Genomic DNA, 4,273 nt, shown 5'->3' on the forward strand with positions numbered 1-4,273 from the left:
ATGTTTATAGTTAAGAATGGAACGGGACGGGACGCAGCTCCCCGACCGACCGCCATCGCAAGATCTAGGAGGGCGGGGCCATGTGGGACACCGAAGATGTCGTCCATGCTTGGAACCGTGCCGGCAACCCGACACCACATCACCTTCTTGGCCTCTACGCCCAAGCGCTCACGACCGAACGCCCTGTCGGCGCCTACCACACCCTGAGGGAGGACCAGGAAGATCGGGCCATCCTTGCCCTGTACCGGGTCGACCGCCCGCATGCGACATTCGCCGATCTCTACCAGGCGCCGCCGCTGGCCCTCTCCAGCTATCACCAGCTGCTCCACGACCTCGCCCGCGAAGGGCTCGGACCGCTCGAATCCCACAGCGGCCCTGCCGTGGGAGGCCTCCGGTGAAGCGGCGCAGCCCTCGGACCGCGACCGGCCTGGTCGCCCGCATCTCGACCCAGCTGGACGACACCTCCTCGGACCTGAGTGCACAGGCCGCGGGCGATGAGCTGCACGGGCTGCTCATCCGCGAGCTCGATGTCGCCGCAATCCTCGCAGACTTCCTCTGAACCGCCGTCGCTCCAGACCGCTGAAACAGTCCCGGTCGAGTTCCCCGGCAGAACGACGCCACCTCTGATGAGCCGGGCCACCGTCATGGTTCTCCTGCTGTGGCTTTCCCTGTCCTCCTCGTCCATCCCCCTGCTTCCACCGGCGTGACGTCCTGGTGGATGAGAACGCGTACTGGGGGGCGAATCCGGCCGCTTCGCTCATCCGGGGCAAGCTAGTTCTCCTCTGCAACGCGCGCCTCTGGGCTGCCTGCGGGTCAGTTCAAGGTCTGGTCGCTTCGGCGAGGAGTTCGAGGATGTGCCGGTACGGGCGTCCTGTGGCCCTGGTGAGGCCTATCTCGCACGTGCGGTTCGAGGAGGCGTATTGGGCGAACAGGCCGCCGCGTGCACTCTCGGCCTCAGCGATCCCCGCGGCCTCCTCGGCGGTAGCCGACTCGGTGAGTTCGGGGTGCAAGAGGCCACGGTCCCCGGCGAAGGCGCAGCAGCCGGCCTCCGCCGGGGTGAAGACCTCGTCCGCGATGTGTCCGGCGATCGCGCCGAGATGCGCGGTGGTCCCCGCGATGGTGCTCGAGCACGTCGGGTGGAGGGCGACAGAGGAAATCCGCGCACGCACCTCCAGCTTTGGCAGGAGGCCGGCAGCGAACGCGATCGCGTCCATCACCCGCAGACCGGCCGATTCGGCCGCGGAGCGGAGCATGATCGCCAGGCCTTCGGCGCAGGAGGAAGCGTCCACGACGATGGGCAGCCGCCCCCCTTCGGTTGCCTCGACGAGGGATGGCACCGTGATGCTGCGCATATGCTCCCAGCCCGCGGTCATCCCCTTCGACTTCCAAGGAGTGCCGCAGCACATCGACCCGAGACCCTCCGGCGTCCGCAGCCGGACGCCGGCGCGGTCACACAACTCGATGAATGCGGAGGATGCGCCGCCGGGGTGGCGTCCTTCCTCGGGACCGAACATCGTCCCGATGCATGCTGCGAACAGGACGGCCTCAGCCCCGGCGTCCCGACGTCGGGGGCGCTGCGAACCACCCTTGGGCAGGCCGCGGTCGTAGGCCGGGAATTGCTCGCCGAACAGCTTCCGGGCCAGCTGGGTTGCGGCTTCCACGGGGCCGCCGGGGAGGGCGCTGGCCAGGGTCATCGCGGCTCCCCCGGTCCGCGACACCGGATCCCAGGCGCGTGCGGCCGCGCCCCACACGGCTGACTCGATGCTCCCGGCGGCCTCGGCCCGGAGCCGGCGGACCAGGTCGCCGGTGTTGATGCCGACGGGACACGCGGTGCCGCACATGCCGTCGACCGCGCAGGTGGACACGCCGTCGTAGTCATAGCCGTCGAGGATCCGCTGGGCCAGGGCCTCGTCTCCCCCGGCCCTGGCCTGCTCGGCATCGCGGCGCAGGGTGATCCGCTGCCGCGGGGTAAGGGTCAGCTTCCGGGAGGGGCACACGGGCTCGCAGTAGCCGCACTCCACGCAGCGGTCCACCTCCTCCTCGACGGTGGGGGTCGCCTTGAGGTTCTCCAGATAGGAGCGTGGGTCGTCGGAGAGGACGGCCCCGGGATTGAGGATCCCTCTCGGGTCGGCCAGGTCCTTGATCTCGCGCATGACGGCATACAGCTCGTCGCCGTACTGGCGGCGCACATACGGGGCCATGATCCGGCCGGTCCCATGCTCGGCCTTGAGGGTTCCTCCGGCGTCGAGCACCAGATCCACGAGGTCCTCGGTGAAGTCCTCGTACCGCCGCGTGCCCTGCCCGCTGAAGTCCTCGTTGAGCATGAAGTGCAGGTTCCCGTCCTTCGCGTGGCCGAAGATCACCGGGTCCCGGTATCCGTGGTGGGCCAGGAGCCCGGCGAGATCGTCGCACGTGCGCGCCAAGGCCGGAACGGGGACGGCGATGTCCTCGAGGAGCTGGCTCGTTCCGGAGGGCCTCGCACTGGCCACGGCCGAGTACAAGCCCTTGCGCACCTTCCACAGGCCTGCTCGCTCGCGCGGATCCCGGGTCATGGACGCGGGCAGAGCCAGGCCGAGCCCTTCGAAGAGCCGCTCCGCTTCACGCGAGCGCTCCTGAAGCTCCTCGGAGCCCGGGGCGGCGAATTCGACGAGCAGAGCCGCGGGGTCCGGAAGGTCCAGTGCCCGGATCTGCTCGGGGCAGCCGGGAAGGCCCGAGGCTACGCGCAAGGACGTGGCGTCCATGAGCTCGGCAGTTTCGGCGCCGGCCCTGACGAGCTCCGGGATGGCCCCCGCGGCGGCCTGTACCCCGGGGAAGACCAGGAGCCCGGCGGCGACATGGGGCTTCACCTCGACGGTGTCGAACACGGCTTCGGCGACGAAGGCCAGCGTGCCTTCGGAGCCGATGACGAGGTGGACGAAGATCTCGAGCGGGTCCTCGTAGTCGAGGAAGGCGTTGAGGCCATATCCCATGGTGTTCTTCATCGAGAACTGCTGACGGATGCGCCCGATGGAGTCGCTCGAGGAGTGGATGCGGCGCCGTAGGCGCAGCAGGCCCTCGAAGAGCTCGGGTTCGCTGGCCGCGAACTCGGCCGAGGAGCCCGGGGCGCCCGAATCGATGGCGGTCCCCGAGGGCAGGATGAACCGCATGGACCTCAGGGTCCGGTAGGTGTTGGCCTCAGTTCCGCAATGCATCCCGGAGGAGTTGTTGGCGACGACTCCTCCGATCGTGCAGGCGATCTCGCTGGCCGGGTCCGGGCCGAGGGCGCGGCCGTGACGGGCCAGCCGGGCGTTGACGGCCCTCACGGTCGCGCCGGGCTGGACGCGCACGCGGGCCCCGCCGTCGATCACGTCGATCGCGCCGAAGTTTCGGCGGGTATCGGCCAGCACCCCAGCGGTGATCGCCTGGCCGGACAGGCTCGTTCCTCCCGAGCGGAAGGTGACCGGCACGTCGTGGCGCGCGCACACCGTGAGCATTCCCGCCACATCCTCCGCGGAGCTCGGGGCGGCGAATACCCTCGGGATCAGGAGGTAATGCGAGGCGTCATGCGCTCTCGCGTAGAGGTCGAGGGGCCGCGTGGTGACCGCGTCCTCCCCCAGGACGGCGGCGAGCTCGTCCGCGAGCCTCTCGCGGCCGTCCTCATGGGCCGATTCGAGGGCTGGGGTGCGCGGGGCGGTGCCCGTCGTCGTCGGAGGGATCATCAGGGTCCTTTCAAATGGGGCAGCGGGATCTCTTCACACCCTCGATTCCAAGCCTCGCGGGCGTGGGCGAAAGAGGGACTGGGCCCAGACGGTGTGTCTATCCGGGCTGCTGGACTAAGTCCTGGGCCAATGGTCTCTGCGAAGGCCGGAAGAAGCGGTCGGGTCGCATTGCTCAACCCATGCCTCATAGCCCTCGGACTTCTCGTAGAGCCTCCGCTCGGCGCCTGCGGGGTGAACCCAGATGATCTTGCCGTCTGCTGTTGCAGCGTCGACGAACCCATGGCACACGGGGTGTCCGCGGAGGCGGATCTCTGCCTCGGCACCGGTTAGGAACGCCCACTCCTCAATGCGGCGCAGCCTCAGGGCCTTGAGCTGGGATCTCATCGCATTGATCTGGGAGATGCTTGCCACCATCATTCCTCCTGCGATCGGGGAAGGCCGGGAGTGGCGACGTCATCGTGGGCCACGGCCTAATCACACCAACTCTAAACATGTGAGATCACATGTCAAGTCTAGCTTCTACAATATGGGGAAGGGAACGGCACCCTCGCCCATTGGCCCTCAAGCCCCTACAR

4 protein-coding genes are annotated in these 4,273 nt (G+C 68.5%); 2 read left to right on the forward strand and 2 right to left on the reverse strand.

Features of this window, described 5'->3' with window-relative positions:
* The first annotated feature begins 80 nt into the window (after positions 1-80).
* Both LK10_RS04600 and LK10_RS21730 read left to right on the forward strand, forming a co-directional pair.
* Positions 81-398 carry a hypothetical protein gene (locus tag LK10_RS04600; protein ID WP_043120544.1) on the forward strand — a complete coding sequence of 106 codons (318 nt, stop codon included), beginning with the start codon at positions 81-83 and terminating at the stop codon, positions 396-398.
* Positions 395-559 carry a hypothetical protein gene (locus LK10_RS21730; protein WP_156144035.1) on the forward strand — a complete coding sequence of 55 codons (165 nt, stop codon included), beginning with the start codon at positions 395-397 and terminating at the stop codon, positions 557-559. The genes LK10_RS04600 and LK10_RS21730 overlap by 4 nt, the downstream gene beginning before the upstream one ends.
* 259 nt (positions 560-818) lie before the next feature.
* On the opposite strand, the gene LK10_RS04605 is transcribed toward LK10_RS21730, so the two are convergent.
* On the reverse strand, positions 819-3,698 hold the full coding sequence (locus LK10_RS04605) for an FAD-binding and (Fe-S)-binding domain-containing protein (RefSeq protein WP_081998275.1): 2,880 nt from the start codon (positions 3,696-3,698) through the stop codon (positions 819-821).
* Between the two features lie 114 nt (positions 3,699-3,812).
* Positions 3,813-4,115 carry a hypothetical protein gene (locus tag LK10_RS20725; RefSeq protein ID WP_197061847.1) on the reverse strand — a complete coding sequence of 101 codons (303 nt, stop codon included), beginning with the start codon at positions 4,113-4,115 and terminating at the stop codon, positions 3,813-3,815.
* Positions 4,116-4,273 lie beyond the last annotated feature (158 nt).

This window comes from Sinomonas humi, from assembly GCF_000802235.1.
Classification (GTDB): Bacteria; Actinomycetota; Actinomycetes; order Actinomycetales; family Micrococcaceae; genus Sinomonas; species Sinomonas humi.